Here is a 15,624-nt window from a genome sequence, read left to right on the forward strand (position 1 = left end):
CCGGCGTACGCGGCCGTCTAGTACGGCGGCCTTGCGGTCTGTCGTTACACGCCCGGGACGGCCCGTGGCTTGACGGGCACGCCCCGGGACGATGCCGGAAAGGGACGCCCGGCACCGTCCCTTTTCTACGTGCGGAAGCCGGCACCTTCCCCCGACCTGAGGTCAGCGCCTTTTGCCGTCCGGAAGTCGGCGCCGGCGGCCTGACCGGCCGATCGGTGACGGCCGCCATTCGGGTGATCCGCAACGCACCCCCGTACTGCGGGGAGCCAGAGAACACGGGGCCGTCGAGCGTTCCGCGTCGAACGGTGGCCGACTTCGAAGTGGCGACCTCACGGTGGCCGACCGAAACTGAACCCGGCGCTTCGTGATCAGCAAGGAGCACGCGCCCGATCCAGACGTCCTCCAGGAGATCGCATGGTGGAGCAGTCCTCCGAGGTCCATATATCCGGGCCGGACGAAGCAGTCGCCGCCAGGCAGAACAGTTCCGGCCCGTCGAAGGCAGACACCGAGAAAAGACTCGCGGAAGTACTGGCCGATGTCTCGAGCGTCGAACACGTTCCCGTCGACAGTCACTTCTTCACCGACCTCGGTGCCAACTCCTTGGTGATGGCCCAGTTCTGCGCGCGGGTCAGGAAAATTCCGGATCTGCCGTCGGCGTCCATGAAGGACATATACCGGCACCCCACGATCAGGAGCCTGGCAGCGGCTCTCGCGGAGGCAGCTCCCGCGCCCGCCGTTTCGTCGGCCCCGGCATCACCGCCGGCGCAGCCTACGGCGACGCGCAGGCCGAGCCACGTGCTCTGTGGAGCATTCCAGCTGCTGATTTTCCTGGGGTACTCCCTTGTCGCCGGATTCACCGCAGCCCGGGGTTACGAGTGGATCGCCGCCGGCTCGGGTCTGAGCCACATCTATCTGCGGTCGCTGCTCTTCGGAGGCATCGCGTTCGTGGCCATGTGCCTGTTCCCGGTGCTCGCCAAATGGATTCTCATCGGCCGCTGGAAACCGGTGGACATCCCTGTCTGGAGTCTGGCCTATCTGCGCTTCTGGTTCGTGAAGGTGCTGCTCCACGGCAATCCGATGATTCTCTTCGTCGGCAATCCGCTGTACGTGCTCTACCTTCGGGCACTCGGCGCGCACATCGGCAAGGGAGTCACGATCCTCTCCCACTCCGTCCCCGTCTGCACCGACCTGCTCACCATCGGCGAGGGTACGGTGATCCGCAAGGAGTCGTTCTTCCTCGGCTACCGGGCGCACGCGGGTCGTATCCAGACCGGCTCGGTCACGCTGGGCCGCGACGTGTTCATCGGGGAGAAGACCGTCCTCGACATCGACACGACGATGGGCGACGGAGCCCAGCTGGGTCACTCGTCCGCCCTGTACCGCGGCCAGGCGGTCCCGGACGGCGAGCACTGGCACGGCACCCCGGGACAGCCCACGGAGGTCGACCACGTCAGGGTCGCCCCGGCCAAGTGCGGTACTGCGCGCCGGACCTGGTTCGGCCTCGTCAGCCTGCTCCAGTTGTTCTTCCTGTACATCCCGCTGGCCGTCGGCGGGATGTACATGCTGTTCACCACGATTCCGGCGATCGGCAAGCGACTCGGCCCGGACACGACCTCACTCACCTGGTCGGAACTGATCTCCGACTCGCTGGCCCTGTCCCTCGTCCTGTTCTTCGGCTTCCTCGTCCTGGGCGTCGTCGCCTTGTTCTCCGTTCCGCGTCTGCTGAGTGTGGCCATCAAGCCCGACCGGATCTATCCGCTCTACGGATTCCACTACGCGCTGCACCGGGCGACGGCACGCATGACGAACATCAAGTTCTTCAAGTGGCTCTTCGGTGACAGCTCCTACATCGTGCACTACCTTCGCGCTCTCGGATACAACCTGTCCCACGTCGAGCAGACCGGGTCGAACTTCGGTACCGAGGTGCAGCACGAGACCCCGTATCTCGTCTCCGTCGGCAGCGGAACGATGGTGGCCGACGGGCTCTCCATCGTGAACGCGGAGTTCTCCAGCACGTCGTTCCGGGTGTCCCGGGTTTCGATCGGACCGCACAACTTCCTCGGGAACAACATCGCCTATCCCGCGGGCGGCAGGACGGGTGACAACTGCCTGCTCGCGACGAAGGTGATGATTCCCCTCGACGGTGAGGTCCGCGAAGGCGTAGGGCTTCTCGGCTCGCCCTGCTTCGAGATTCCGCGGTCGGTGGAGCGCGACTCACGGTTCGACGACCTCAGGACCGGAGACACGTTCCGTGGCCGTCTCGCCGCGAAGAACCGCTACAACCTCCGCTCGATGGTCCTCCATCTGTTCGTGAGATGGCTGCACACGTTCGTGCTCACGGCATTCGGGCTTGCTTCCGTCGACCTCTACGGGGTGCTCGGTCACGTGGTGATCGCCACCTATCTGGCACTCACACTGGCGTTCTCCACCCTCTACTACGTCCTGCTGGAGCGCTGCATCACCTCGTTCCGTGCGCTGCGCCCTCAGTTGTGCTCCATCTACGACCCCTACTTCTGGTGGCACGAGCGTCTGTGGAAGGTGCCGGACGAGTACCTCAACATCTTCAACGGAACCCCGTTCAAGAGCCTGGTCTGGCGGCTGCTGGGCGTACGCATCGGCAGCAGGGTGTTCGACGACGGCTGCTTCCTGACGGAGCGGACGCTCACCACCATCGGCGACGACTGCACCCTCAACGCCGGGAGCAAGATCCAGTGCCACTCGCAGGAGGACGGCACCTTCAAGTCCGACGGCACCACGCTCGGCGCCGGCTGCACGCTGGGCGTCGGCGCCCATGTGCACTACGGCGTGACGATGGGTGACGGTGCCGTGCTGGCGCCCGACTCCTTCCTCATGAAGGGCGAGGAGGTCCCCCCGCACGCACGGTGGGGCGGCAACCCCGCCGTGGACATGCCGGATGCAGCCGAACAACTCTGCGGCAGCCACCGGTCAACACCATCCCCTTCGGCCGCCGGCGCCCCTGCGGCGAGCCTGAGTTGAGGGAGGCCATTCGATGGGAGCGCGCGTGGAAGCGGACCGGGAGTTCTGGAGCCGTGTGCTGACCGCCGGCGGTACCACCGTGGTGCCACGGTGGGTTCGGGAGCCGGTTCCCGGAGCGGCCGAGCACGAGGTGTCGGTGCCGGACGACGTCGCCGACGCGGCTCGTGGGCTGGTGCGGCAGCTGGGAGTACCGGTCAGCGCGCTGCTGCTGGCCGCGCACGCCAAGGTGCTGGCCGCACTGTCCGGCGAGCAGGACGTGGTGACGGGTTACGCCGCCGGGGTGCGGGGCGAGCCGCTGCCGTGCCGCCTGTCGGTTCCCCCCGGGTCCTGGCGCGCACTGGTGTCGACCGCTCAGCACGCCGAGGCGGAGCTGCTGGCGCACCGGGAGTTCCCGGTGGACGAGCTGCGCCGGGAGCTGGGAGCTGCGGAGCCGTCGTACGAGGTGGTGTTCGGTCCCCGGGGCGGGGCCGAGAACACGGTGGCCGACGACGGTGTACTGCACGTGCACTGGTCCGACCGGGACGGGCGGCTGCGGCTGCGGCTCCGGTACCGCACCGACGTCCTGGACACCACGAGTGCGGCCCGGATCGGTGGCTACCACCTGACGGCGTTGCGGCTGATGACGGCCGACGTGGACGCCGAGCACGCGCGGCAGAGCCTGCTGTCGGACGACGAGGTGCAGGAGCAGCTGGAAGGGCTGGCCGGGCCGCGCCGGGAGCTGCCGGACGCGCGGGCACACGAACTGTTCGAGCAGCGGGTACGGGCGCATCCGGAAGCGGTGGCGGCCGTGTTCGGCGAGCAGGAGTGGACGTACGGGGAACTCAACGCGCGCGCGAACCGGTTGGCGCGGGCCCTGCTGAAGCGGGGGCTGGGCCGGGAAGACGTGGTGGCCGTGGTCACCGAACGCAACCTCGACTGGATGGCCGCGACCCTGGCGGTGTTCAAGGCAGGTGGCGCGTACCTGCCGATCGAGCCGGCCTTCCCGGCCGACCGCATCGCGGCAACGTTGTCACGCGCGGGGTGCCGGCTGGTCCTGACCGAGTCCGGCAGCACCCACACCCTCGACCAGGCCCTGGCCGCCCTGCCCGGGGTCGAGAAGCTGCTGATCGAGGGGGCGTACACGGAAGGGCACGCCGACGGTGACGTCGGAGTGCGGGTCGACGCCGATCAGCTGGCCTACATCTACTTCACGTCCGGCTCCACCGGCGAGCCGAAGGGGGCGATGTGCGAGCACGCGGGCATGCTCAACCATCTCCATGCCAAGATCGACGACTTGGGGATCGGCGAGGGCTGCGTGGTGGCGCAGACCGCACCGCAGTGCTTCGACATCTCGCTGTGGCAGCTGGTGTCCTCGCTGCTGGTGGGCGGGCGGACGCTGCTGGTCGGCCAGGACGTGATCGTGGACGTGGAGCGGTTCGTCGACACCCTGGCCGGCGGCCGGGCCGGTGTGGCGCAGGTCGTACCCTCCTATCTGGAGGTCGTGGTCTCGTACCTGGAGCAGCACCCCCGCGCGTTGCCGGACCTGCAGTGTGTGTCGGTGACCGGTGAGGCGCTCAAACGGGAGCTGGTCCAGCGCTGGTTCGCGATCCAGCCGGGGATCAGGCTGGTCAACGCCTATGGACTGACCGAGACTTCGGACGACACCAACCACGAGGTCATGGACGCCGTGCCCGAGCGCGTTCTGCTGGGGCGTGCGGTCAACAACGTGCACGTCCATGTTGTGGACGAGCACCTGTCGTTGGTGCCGCTGGGCGCCCCGGGGCTGATCGCCTTCTCCGGGGTCTGTGTGGGCCGGGGGTACGTCAACGATCCCGAGCGGACCCGTGAGGCCTACCGCGAGGACCCGTACCGGCCCGGTGAGCGGCTCTACCTCGGGGGCGACTGGGGGCGCTGGCACCCGGGCGGCAAGCTGGAGTTCCTCGGCCGCCGGGACAACCAGGTCAAGATCCGCGGCTTCCGTATCGAGATCGGCGAGATCGAGAACGCCCTGCTGCGGGTGGCCGGGGTGCGGGACGGTGCGGTGGTCGTCGCCGAGCGGGCCGGCCAGAGCAAGCGTCTGATCGCCTTCTACACGGGCTCGCACCTGGAGACGGACGTGCTGCGCGAGGCGCTGGGTGCGGTCCTGCCCGCCTATATGGTCCCCTCGGCCTTCCACTGGCAGGCCGGCCTGCCGCTGACCGCCAACGGCAAGATCGACAGGAAGGCGCTCACCGCCCTGGCCGCGCAGCCGGAACCTGCCGTGGCCGGCGAGGACGAGAGCGTCCCGCTCACCCCGACCGAGCGGAAACTGGCGGCGGTCTGGGCCGGTCTGCTGGGCGTCCCCGAGGACCGGATCGGCCGCGAGGACCACTTCTTCGACTCCGGGGGCACCTCCCTCACAGCGGTCAAACTCACCCTGGCGCTGGACCGCGCGGTGTCCCTCAAGGACATCACCCGGCACCCGGTGCTCGCCGACCTGGCGGCCCTCCTCGACGGCACGCCCCGGCGCCACCCGGAGCTGCTGCAGCCGCTGACGGCGGCGGGTGGTGCGAAGGAGTGCGCGCTGGTGTGCTTCCCCTACGCGGGCGGCAACGCGGTCAACTACCAGCCGATGGCCAGCGTGTTGGCGGGCCACGGCATGGCGGTCCTCGCGGTGGACCTGCCGGGTCACGACCTGGCCGCGCGCCCCGAGCCGTTCGCGTCGATCGCTCAGGTGGCGGAGCGGGTCGCCGCCGAGATCACCGCACGTGGCCTGACCCGGGTCCTGCTGTGGGGCCACTCGTCGGGCACCGCACCGGCGTTGGAGACGGCCCGGAGACTCCAGGAGCACGGCGTGGACGTGCTGCGCGTGTTCCTCGGCGCGCAACTGCTCGGCACCGCCACCGACCGGCACGCCGCCGTCGGCGAACTGACGAGCCGGAGCAACGCCGAGATCGCCGCACGGCTGGCCGCGGACAGCGGCTACACCGAACTCGCGGAACTGAACGCGCAGCACGCCGAACACATCGGTGCCGCCTACCGGCACGACTGCGTGTCCGCGCACCGCCACTTCTGCGCCGCGCTGGACGGGCCGCCGCCGGTGAAGCTGTCCGTGCCGGTCTCGGTGGTCGTCGCCGCCGACGATCCGCACACGGTCGGCCACGCCCACCGCTACCGGGACTGGCTGCTCCTGGCCGAGCACGTGGAACTGCACGAGCTGGCCGACGGCGGCCACTACTTCACGCGCACCCGTCCGGCCGAGGCAGCACAGGCCGTCCTGGGTGTCGTGGCTCCGCTGGCCTCCTCCTGAGCCACGCAGAGCCTCCAGACGGGCAACCGAAGGGAAACCGAGATGTCGTCCTCACCTCTGGCAGCACCCCTCGACGTGGAGCTGCGGCCGGACAGACCCGCGATCCTGCACGTCGAGTCCCCCGGTGACGTGGCGAGTTGGGCGGCCCAGCACCGCGAGTCGCTGCGTGCGCAGGTCACCGAGCACGGGGCGCTCCTCGTCCGCGGCCTGGGCCTGCGGGACGTGTCCCAGGTCGGTTCCGTCTTCGCCGGGCTCGCCGGCGCGCTGATGCCGGAGCAGGAGGCCTTCGCCCCCCGTGAGGCGTACGGCCCGGGGCTGTACTCCTCCACGACCTGGCCGGCCAACCAGCCGATGTGCATGCACCACGAACTGAGCTACCGGCTGGAGGTTCCCGGCCTGATGCTGTTCGCGTGTCCGACCGCGCCCAGCGAGGGCGGGGCGACCGCGGTGGCCGACGCGGAAGAGGTGCTCCAGGCGCTGCCCACCACGCTGACGGAACGGTTCGAGCGTGAGGGCTGGCTGCTGACCCGCGCCTACAACGACGAGATCGGCGCCACCCTGACGGAGTCGTTCGGCACCGACGACCACGCCGAGGTCGAGCGCTACTGCCGCGCCCACGCCATCGACTTCGCCTGGCAGCCCGACGGCTCCCTGCGCACCGAGCAGCGCCGCAGCGCGATCGTGCGACACCCGCTCACCGGCAGGCGCTGCTGGTTCAACCAGATCGCCTTCCTCAACGAGTGGACGCTGGCCCCGGAGGTGCGCGAGTACCTGGTGGACGTGTACGGCGCGGACGGACTGCCGTTCAACACCCGCTACGGAGACGGCACCCCGATCGGCGAGGACGTCGTCCAGCTGCTCAACACCACCTACGAACAGCACACCCGGCGCGAACCCTGGCAGGCCGGCGACCTGATGCTCGTCGACAACCTGCGCACCGCCCACAGCAGAGAGCCCTTCACCGGAGAGCGGCAGGTCCTGGTCGGCATGGCCGAGCCGCGCCGCCTGGCCGACTGCTGGCCGACCTCGGAGGCGAGCGAGCGATGACCCAACTGACGTCCACCGCCACCCGGCGGACCCCACCTGACGGGGTCTCGGTGCCGACGTTCGCGGTGATCTCCGGTACGCAGGTACAGCAGGCACTCACCGGGCGCGAGAAGCAGATCGTGGAGCTGGTCGAGGCCGCCTACCGGCTGCACGGCGCCGGGGACTCGGTCAACCCGCCCTCGTACTTCCTGCGCTTCCCCGACCGCCCCACCGCGCGGATCATCGCGCTGCCCGCCTCCATCGGCGGGCCGGTGCACGTGGACGGGGTGAAGTGGATCTCCAGTTTTCCGGACAACGTGAGTGCCGGGCTGCCCCGGGCCTCCGCGGTCCTCATCCTCAACGACCCCGAGACGGGCTACCCGTTCGCCTGTCTGGAGAGCTCCATCATCAGCGCGACCCGGACCGCGGCGTCCGCCGCGCTGGCCGCCGACTGGCTCAGCCGCGACCGGCCCCGCCCCACCCGGATCGGCTTCTTCGGCACCGGGCTGATCGCCCGCTACATCCACAGTTTCCTGACGGGCACCGACTGGACGTTCGACACGATCGGCGTGCACGACCTGTCCGCCGAGAGCACCGCCGGGTTCTGCGGCTACCTGCGGCAGACCGGGACCAGCGCCGAGATCGTCGTCCACGACAACGCCGAGGACCTCATCCGCTCCAGCGACCTCGTGGTCTTCGCCACCATCGCCGGTGAGCCTCACGTCACCTCCCCGGCCTGGTTCGAGCACAACCCGCTGGTGCTGCACATCTCCCTGCGCGACCTCTCCCCCGAGGTCCTGCTCGCCTCCGCGAACTTCGTGGACGACGTCGAGCACTGCCTGAAGGCCGACACGTCCCCCCACCTGGTCGAGCAGCGCACCGGCAACCGCGACTTCCTGAACGGCACCCTCAACGACGTGATGCTCGGACGGGCCGCCCCGCCGCACGACCGCCCGGTGATCTTCTCGCCCTTCGGACTCGGCGTGCTCGATCTCGCCGTCGGCAAGTACGTCTACGACGAAGCAGCCGGGGCGGGCGACCTCCGCCTCATCGATGACTTCTTCCACGACCTGCGCCGGCACGGCTGAGGCGTTGTCCTCAGCCCTGGCACCAGGAGGCCTACCGTGCCCGTAGTATCCGCCCCCCATGACTTCAACGAAGGCTGTCTCTTTGTCGACCTCGAGTCGATCTTCGGATGCCCCCTCTACCTGAAGTGCGAGGGCTTCAACTTCGCCGGCTCCATCAAGCTGAAGGCCGCGAACGAGATGGTGGAGAGCGCCGAGCGGGACGGAATCCTGACGCCGGATTCCATCCTCGTCGAGTCGTCCTCAGGAAACCTGGGCGTGGCGCTCAGCATGATCGCCGCGAGCAAGGGCTACCGGTTCCTGTGTGTCACCGACTCCCGCTGCAACCTGTCGACGCGGCTGCTGATGGAGGCGCTCGGCAGCCAGGTGCACGTCGTGGCCGACCTGGACGCGAACGGCGGCTTCCTCGGCACCCGGATCGAGTACGTCCGCGCGCTGTGCGCGTCCGACAACCGGTACGTGTGGCTCAGCCAGTACACCAACGCGGGCAACTGGCGGGCGCACTACCGCACGACCGCACCGGAGATCGCCACTCACTTCCCGCGCCTGGACGTGCTGTTCGTCGGGGCGGGCACCGCCGGGACCCTGATGGGCTGTGCCCGCTACTTCCGGCAGTGGCACCGGCCGGTGCGGATCGTCGCCGTCGACAGCGTGGGTTCGGTGGCCTTCGGCGGCAAACCGGGCCGCCGGATGATCCCCGGGCTGGGCATGAGCATGGTTCCCCCGCTGCTCGACGAGTCCTTCGTGGACGAGGTCATCCGGGTGGAGGAGGCGGACACCATCCGCACCTGTCACCGCATGGCCAGACGCGGCTTCCTGTTCGGCGGCTCCACGGGGACGGTGGTCAGCGGCGCGACGGACTGGCTGTCCCAGCAGGACGCACAGGGCCTCACCGCGGTGGCCATCGCGCCCGACCTCGGCGAGCGCTACCTCGACACCATCTACCAGACCAACTGGCTGCAGGACCTCTACGGCGACCACATCCTCGACGACGAACAGATGATCGCCCTGCCCCGCAAGGACAAGTCCACCTCCGAGGCACCGGACCGCCGCTCGGGACCGTAGCGGCACATCCGGACAAGCCGGCGGCCCGTCACGCACCGAACGCGTGGCGGGCCGCCGCTGTTCGGCCATGCAGGCGTCGCACAGTGAACGCACAGCCCGTATTCCTCCTCTTGCACAGCGAAACCCCCCAATGGAGAGGAACACGCTGTGCGTTCACGTGCACGCATACGCCTGCACCCCGCCGGACCCGTCATCCTCGCCCTCGCCGCGGCCGGAACCGTACTGGCCGCACCGAGTGCCACCGCCTCCGTGCCGCAGTCCCGCGCCGATCTGCGGGCGGACGTGAACCGTGACGGCCAGGTCGACATCACCGGCAGCACCGACGAGACGGGTGAGGACTCCTGGTCCGTCGGACGCGGAGCGGTCTATCTGCCCAACCTCGACGACGACACCAAGCGGTGCCCGGTCACCGGTCCCGGCGGCAGACAGTTGTCCGACGCCGCGCTGGCCGCGTGCAACGACGCCGCCGACAAGAAGGTCAACGGCACCGCGGACGCCGCCGACCTCGCCCGGGTCCGCTCCGTCCCCCTGCCGGACCTTCCGGCGGACGCCAAGGGCAGCCTGAAGATCACCACGGGAGCCAAGCACACCCACGTCTTCCTGAAGCGTTCCGGCGACTGGGTCCTGGTCACGCCCCGGACCCGGCTCACCGCGGCCGAGCTGCGCTCCGGCGTGGAGTTCGGCGTCGAGGCCACCGACGTGATCCGGGACAGCGCGAAGTGGGACGGCCGTGCGGTGATCCGCCTGACGGTGACGTCCGCCGGCGGGTCCACCTCCGACTCGGTCACCCTGCGGGTCGCACCGCTCCTGACGCAGCATCACCTCCAGGACGCCCAGCAGGTGATGGTCACCAGGGTCCGGGGCGGGGGCGAGTACGGGCGCCTGCAGCGGAAGTTCGTCAAGGACCTGGCGAAGGAGGTCACGAAGGCCGGCATCACCAGGCCGCTGGTCACCTTCGACAAGTACGGGGATCCGTGGGCCCAGGACTTCGTGGAGCCGGCCTACGTCGGCATGACCGGTCCGGACGGCCGACGGCAGGTGATGCGGGTGATGCTGCGCTCCGCCCAGCTGGACCGGGAGGCGGGCCGGGAGCTGTTCGAGAAGGTGCGCGGCCGGAACATCGGCGTCGTCCAGGTCACCGACCGGGCCCGCCCGGACGACTGGTCGCTCAACTCCATGGGCAACCTGGAGACCATCCCGCCCTACGCGCACGGCGGGCGCTCGTTCCCGGCGGGACGCATCATCATGGGTGAGCGCAAGGACAGCGGGGCGCGCCCGTCGAAGGCGATGCGCACGCTGCTCAGGTCGCAGGGCCTGCAGGACCCGCTGCTGCTGGACACCTCCTGGCTGAGCGTCGGCCACGTCGACGAGTTCGTGCAGTTCCTGCCGGCCGACACCCCGCGCGGCTGGCGGATCGGCGTCGCCGACCCGAAGGCCGGGCTGCGGCTGCTGCGCGACGCCCAGCGCGACGGCCACGGCAGGACGAAGATGTTCTCCGTCCCGGGCCTGAGCGGCGAACCGGCGCCGAAGGAGACCATCGACCAGGCGCTCGCCTCCCGGCACCTGGTGGCCGACAACGAGATGGCGGCGAAGCGCATCGCGGCCAACCTGGAGACCCTGAAGCGGGAGACCGGGATCACCGACGACGAGATCGTCCGGGTACCCGCCCTGTACACGCGCGACTCGGAGGCGTCGGCCGGCCGCGGGCGGGCCGTCCCCGTGCCCCATCTGACGCGCATGGGTGCCGGTTCCGCCCTCGCGGGCACGCTTGAGGAGCACGGCCGGCAGAAGGCGCTCGCCCGGAAGGGGTCCGGTTCTCGTACGGCGGCCCCCGCGACGGTGACGACCAGCGCGTACGTCCCCGGAGCGGTCAACGGCGTGCTACTCGGCCGCGACCGCTACCTGGCCCCGCGCCAGTGGGGACCCGTCATCGACGGCAAGGACATCTTCACGGAGGCGGTCAACGCCACGTACCGGCAGGCCGGCCTGAAGGTGTCGTACATCGACGACTACTACACGTACCACCTCGGCATGGGCGAGGTGCACTGCGGCACCAACACCCTGCGCGACGCGTCGGCCGCGTGGTGGCAGCTCCCGGCGCAGTGACCGGCGGCGGGTAGCCCGACCCGTCCAGGAGGTCGGACCAGCCGTCATGTACGGCTGGTCCGGCCCTCTCTCGGCGAGCTCCACGCAAGGACGATCTCCTCGAGGACGATCTCGGCGCCGAGCAGAGGTGAAGGCCCGCACCGGAGAGGTGTCTCCGGCGAGTGAGCCCAGGAAGGCGTCCGCGGGCACGCGCATCCCGATGCGCGCCACGGGGAGTACCGGACGGTGACGGAGTCGGAGTCGGAGTGACAGCCCGGTCGAGCAGGGGCATCGGTCACCGGCCCCAGATCCTTCGGTAGCCGGCCCGGTAGCCCGGTGGGTCCCAGGTCGTGGTGGCGTCGGTGTTGGCGGCGGTGGCCAGGTGCACGGGGGCGACGTAGCCGCTGGCGGGCCGGCCCGAGTAGGCGCGGTTGAACTCGTCGATGATCTGCCAGCCCTGCAGGGACAGCGGCTCGGGAACCGTGGCCGCCTGATACTGCCGGGTCTCGACGCGCTGGAAGGCGGACGGGTCGCCGTCGCCGGCGCCGATGTTGAAGGGCGGGCCGGAGCCCTTGCGGCCGGCGGCTCGGAAAGCCGGGGCGGCATCGGCGAAGTACAGGTCGTTGATGGCGACGGAGTGGGTCCACCTGTTCCGGAAGCGGGAGAGCAGGGACGAGATCTCCCGCGGGGTACGGCTGCTCGCGTCCGCGATGGGGATGTTCTCGTACGCGAGCAGCCGCACGCTCGGGCAGGTGGCGAGTTCCTTGCGGATCAGCTCGGACTTGTCCTTGGCGAACGGGATCGAGGCGTCGGTGATGAGCACGACCCCGGCGCGGCCGTCGGAGTCCGCGATGATCCACTGTGCGCTGATGGCCGCCACGTCCTCGACCCGGGTCGTGACATTGGTGAAGAGCGGGGGGCGGCTACTGGGGCCGGGGACGGCGAGCGCGTGCCAGCCGACCAGTGGAATGCCTCGGGCGTCGGCCTGGGCGACCTGCTGGGAGGACGAGTTGGGGTCGAAGCCCCCGACGACGATGCCCGAGGGCTTGAGGGTCACGGCCTGGCTCATGGCCGCCTGGATGCCGGCGGGGGTGCCTCCGCCGTCGATCACCCGGACCTTCCAGCCGATGACGCGCGCGGCTTCCCGTACGCCCTTCGCTGCGCCCGCGACTCCGGGATTGGTCATGGTCTGGGCGACGAAGACGATGTTCTTGCCGGACACCGCCCTGGGACCGTTCGTGGGGCCGCCCCAGGGCATGTCCGTCTTCTCCGCCTGTTCGGCCGCGGCCCGGGCCTTGGCGTGGACCGCGGGGCAGCCGACCGGGCCGGTGGTGGAGCCTTGCTGGACGTCCGAGGAGCCGCGGTCGCAGCCGGCGAGGGTGGTCGCCGCCGCTGCCAGCAGGGCTGCGGCGGTGTACCGGGCCTTGACGAGGCCGCGGTCGGCCTTGCGGGTGCCGTGCACGGGAACTCCTCGAAGAAGCGGCGCGATCACGGGGGTGGGGGTGGCGCGGAGGGCAGGTCGCCGGCGGCCGCGGCGCCGGTGCGCAGGCGGCGGCGAGCGGAGTAGCCCGCCAGGCCGACGGCGAGGAGCAGGGTGCCGCCGTAGAACAGCGGGGTCGTCCAGAAGTCGCCGCCCAGCTGGGCGATGCCGGCGAGGCCGACGGCCAGGACGGCGACGGCGACGAGCGTGCCCAGGGCGTTGGGGCGGCCGGGTTTGACGGCGGTGGAGCCGAGGAGGGCGCCGGCGAAGGCGGGCAGCAGGTAGTCCAGTCCGACGCTCGGGTTGCCGACCTGCAGCTGCGCCGCGAGCATGACCCCGGCGAAGCCGGTGATCAGCCCCGACGCGGTGAAGGCGTAGACGGTGTACTTGCGGGTCGGGATGCCGAGCAGGTCGGCGGCGCGCGGATTGGACCCGACGACGTACAGACCGCGGCCGAGCGGCAACCGCTCCAGGACCAGCCAGAGGACGGCTCCGAGGGCCAGCACGTAGAAGGCGGGAACGGGCAGGCCGAGGAACGTGGAGTCGTAGAGGTCGGTGAAGGCTGCGGGGAGTCCCTGGGGGCCGGGGACGATGCGGGCACCGCCGGTGACCCATCCGGTCACGGCGTACAGCATGCTGCCCGTTCCGAGCGTGGCGATGAAGGAGTCGATCTGCCCGAACTCGACGATGACGCCGTTGAGTACGCCCACGGCGCCCGCTCCCACGAGTACCGCGAGGCAGGCGATCGGCCACGGCCAGCGTTCGTCGACGATCAGCTGAAGCACCATGACGTGCGCGAGACCGAGGCCGTAGCCGATGGAGAGGTCGAACGCCCGGGTCACGATGGGGACCATGGCGGCGAGCGCGAGGATGGCCGGGATCGACTGGGTGGACAGGATCGAGTCGATGGTCTCCCGGGTGGGGAAGGTGCGGGGCAGGGCGAGGGAGAAGACCAGGAAGAGCAGGGCCGTCAGGACCAGGAGGCCGTAGGCGCCGACGAGGTGGCCGCCCGGTCGGTGCCGGGGCGGTCGGGGCGGGGACGGCGAGGCGGTCACGAGGTGGTCGTGGTTCCGGACTCGGGCAGGGCGCAGGCGGCTCGGGTGAGCCCGGAGACCGTCAGGCCCGCACCGCTCAGCTCGGCCGTCAGGGCTCCGCGGACGAAGACCAGGGCGCGTCCGCACACACGGGTGACCTCCTCGAAGTCGGTGGAGACGAGCAGGGCACCGAGGCCGGCGGCGAGGGCTTGGTCGAGCAGGCGGTAGATGGTGGTCCGGGCGCCGATGTCCACGCTCGCCGTCGGCTCCTCGAGGATCAGCAGACGCAGGTCCCCGCGCAGCCACCGGCCGACCATGACCTTCTGCTGGTTGCCGCCGGACAGGACGGCGATGGGGGCCTCGCTGTCGCGGGGACGCACCGAGAAGCGGTCGATGAGGGCGGTGGCGTGGGCACGTTCCTGGCCGGGGCCGATCCAGCGCAGCGCCGGCCGGCCCGCCGCACGGGGGTTGGCCAGCAGGTTCTCCCGTACCGTCAGTTCGGCGGCGCAGCCCTCCCGTTGCCGGTCGGCGGAGACGAGGCCGACGCCGAGGCGCACGGCGTCCGCGACGGTGCGGGGGTGGTAGGGCCGGCCACCGAGGAGTACCTGCCCGGCGAGGAGGGGCCGGGCTCCGGCGAGGGCCCGGCCCAGGTCCGTGTGTCCGGCTCCCGTCAGTCCGACCAGGCCCAGGACTTCGCCGACCGCGAGTTCCAGGCTGACCGGTCCCACTCCAGGGGCGCGGACGCGGTCGAGGGTGAGGACGGCGGGACCGCCGGCACGGACCCCGGTGGGGTGGAAGTCGGTCGGTTCCGCACCGACGATGTCGCGCACCAGGCGCGCGGGGCTGTGGCCGGCCACCGGGCCGTGGCTGACCAGGCGGCCGTCGCGCAGGACGGCGAAGGTGTCGGCAACTTCGTACACCTCGTCGAGGCGGTGGGTGACGTAGAGGATGCCGTGCCCTCGGTCGCGCAGGGCGTGCAGGACGCCGAAGAGCCGGGCGCAGTCCACCGCGGGGAGACGGGCGGTCGGTTCGTCGAGGACGATGAGCTTCGCCCGGGCGGCGAGGGCTCGGGCGATGGCGACCAACGAGCGTTCGGCGGGGGCCAGTCGGGCGACGGTCGTGTCCGGGTCGAGATGTGCCGCGACGATCCGCAGGGCTTCGGTGCACTGCTCCCTGGTGCGCCGCCAGGAGATCAGTCCGGCGCGGCGGGGGTATCCGGTGCTCAGTGCGATGTTCTCGGCGACCGTCATCCACTCCACCAGGCCGAGGTCCTGGTGAATGAAGGACATGCTGCGGGAGGCCTCCCGCGTGCCGAGCGGGTGTCCGGCCACGGTGATCTGCCCCGTGTCGGCGTGGTGGACGCCCGCGAGCACCTTGATGAGGGTGGACTTTCCGGCGCCGTTGGGGCCGAGGAGGGCGAGGACGCTGCCAGCCTGGACGTCGAGGTCGACCCCGGCCAGCGCGAGGGTTCCGCCGAAGCGCTTGCCGAGCCCGCGGACACGGACCAGGGGTGGAGCGTCGTGCACGGACATCTCCGGAGATTCGACCTGGCTGGTTCATCTCGTATACACAAAGGATACTAAC

9 protein-coding genes are annotated in these 15,624 nt (G+C 70.4%); 6 read left to right on the forward strand and 3 right to left on the reverse strand.

Features of this window, described 5'->3' with window-relative positions; translation table 11 throughout:
- Nucleotides 1-414 precede the first annotated feature (414 nt).
- The 6 genes from ACWC5O_RS28885 (at nucleotide 415) to ACWC5O_RS28910 (ending at nucleotide 11,547) form a co-directional block, all read left to right on the forward strand.
- Nucleotides 415-2,997 carry a Pls/PosA family non-ribosomal peptide synthetase gene (locus ACWC5O_RS28885; protein ID WP_450581410.1) on the forward strand — a complete coding sequence of 861 codons (2,583 nt, stop codon included), beginning with the start codon at nucleotides 415-417 and terminating at the stop codon, nucleotides 2,995-2,997.
- 13 nt (nucleotides 2,998-3,010) lie between these two features.
- The gene (locus ACWC5O_RS28890) at nucleotides 3,011-6,265 is read left to right on the forward strand and encodes a non-ribosomal peptide synthetase (protein ID WP_450581412.1); all 3,255 of its coding nucleotides are present in this window, start codon (nucleotides 3,011-3,013) and stop codon (nucleotides 6,263-6,265) included.
- A 42-nt stretch (nucleotides 6,266-6,307) separates the two neighbouring features.
- Nucleotides 6,308-7,312 (forward strand): TauD/TfdA family dioxygenase, encoded by a 1,005-nt coding sequence (locus ACWC5O_RS28895; RefSeq protein ID WP_450581414.1) that lies wholly within the window; start codon nucleotides 6,308-6,310, stop codon nucleotides 7,310-7,312.
- Nucleotides 7,309-8,379: a 2,3-diaminopropionate biosynthesis protein SbnB gene (gene sbnB / locus ACWC5O_RS28900; RefSeq protein WP_450581416.1), complete on the forward strand. Its 1,071-nt coding sequence runs from the start codon at nucleotides 7,309-7,311 to the stop codon at nucleotides 8,377-8,379. Before ACWC5O_RS28895 ends, sbnB begins: the two co-directional genes overlap by 4 nt.
- Before the next feature lie 36 nt (nucleotides 8,380-8,415).
- Complete coding sequence (gene sbnA / locus ACWC5O_RS28905; RefSeq protein WP_450581418.1) at nucleotides 8,416-9,441, forward strand: 2,3-diaminopropionate biosynthesis protein SbnA; 1,026 nt, start codon at nucleotides 8,416-8,418, stop codon at nucleotides 9,439-9,441.
- 147 nt (nucleotides 9,442-9,588) lie between these two features.
- Nucleotides 9,589-11,547: a protein-arginine deiminase domain-containing protein gene (locus tag ACWC5O_RS28910; protein WP_450581420.1), complete on the forward strand. Its 1,959-nt coding sequence runs from the start codon at nucleotides 9,589-9,591 to the stop codon at nucleotides 11,545-11,547.
- A gap of 274 nt (nucleotides 11,548-11,821) precedes the next feature.
- Here the strand turns inward: ACWC5O_RS28910 and ACWC5O_RS28915 are convergent, their stop codons facing one another.
- From ACWC5O_RS28915 to ACWC5O_RS28925, 3 genes are read right to left on the reverse strand one after another with little or no spacing between them, the layout of a single operon-like run.
- A complete protein-coding gene (locus ACWC5O_RS28915) occupies nucleotides 11,822-12,988 on the reverse strand; it encodes a substrate-binding domain-containing protein (RefSeq protein ID WP_450581422.1) in 1,167 nt (388 codons plus the stop codon).
- Between the two features lie 26 nt (nucleotides 12,989-13,014).
- Nucleotides 13,015-14,061 carry an ABC transporter permease gene (locus tag ACWC5O_RS28920; RefSeq protein WP_450581424.1) on the reverse strand — a complete coding sequence of 349 codons (1,047 nt, stop codon included), beginning with the start codon at nucleotides 14,059-14,061 and terminating at the stop codon, nucleotides 13,015-13,017.
- A complete protein-coding gene (locus ACWC5O_RS28925; protein WP_450581426.1) occupies nucleotides 14,058-15,572 on the reverse strand; it encodes a sugar ABC transporter ATP-binding protein in 1,515 nt (504 codons plus the stop codon). The genes ACWC5O_RS28920 and ACWC5O_RS28925 overlap by 4 nt, the downstream gene beginning before the upstream one ends.
- Nucleotides 15,573-15,624: the final 52 nt, after the last annotated feature.

The sequence above is a fragment of the Streptomyces sp. NPDC001450 genome (assembly GCF_053597295.1).

Coding starts and splice junctions, on each gene's coding strand:
- ACWC5O_RS28885 (WP_450581410.1), top strand. CDS start 415: ATGGTGGAGCAGTCCTCCGAGGTCCATATATCCGGGCCGGACGAAGCA.
- sbnB (WP_450581416.1), top strand. CDS start 7,309: ATGACCCAACTGACGTCCACCGCCACCCGGCGGACCCCACCTGACGGG.
- ACWC5O_RS28895 (WP_450581414.1), top strand. CDS start 6,308: ATGTCGTCCTCACCTCTGGCAGCACCCCTCGACGTGGAGCTGCGGCCG.
- ACWC5O_RS28925 (WP_450581426.1), bottom strand. CDS start 15,572: ATGTCCGTGCACGACGCTCCACCCCTGGTCCGTGTCCGCGGGCTCGGC.
- ACWC5O_RS28890 (WP_450581412.1), top strand. CDS start 3,011: ATGGGAGCGCGCGTGGAAGCGGACCGGGAGTTCTGGAGCCGTGTGCTG.